The sequence below is a fragment of the Staphylococcus pasteuri genome (genome assembly GCF_030547725.1).
GTDB classification, from domain to species: Bacteria; Bacillota; Bacilli; order Staphylococcales; family Staphylococcaceae; genus Staphylococcus; species Staphylococcus pasteuri.
In genome coordinates, this window is the sequence record NZ_JAUOQO010000315.1 from 1 (window position 1) to 275 (window position 275).

At 41.8% G+C, this 275-nt stretch carries 1 protein-coding gene; it reads left to right on the forward strand.

Annotated elements, in window-relative coordinates:
- Nucleotides 1-275: MATE family efflux transporter (locus Q4528_RS13800; protein WP_303522137.1), on the forward strand; the 275-nt coding region annotated here is incomplete at both ends.

The window sequence follows — 275 nt, forward strand, 5'->3', positions numbered from 1 at the left end:
GCCTTAGCCACGGTGATTGCTGATTATCTGGGATTATTGTTAGGTTTGTATTTGTGCCGACAGCAGTTTCTGAATCGTTTTAAACAACTTCCTAGTTTCTCTGAGTGTTGGCAGGGATTTAGCCGCAAGCACTTAAGCGGATTGTTTTCCCTGAACAGAGATATCTTTTTACGCTCATTATCTCTGCAGTTGTGTTTTGCTTTTATCACTTTTCAAGGCTCGCGACTGGGCGATAACATAGTTGCAGCTAACGCGGTATTGCTAAACTTTTTGAT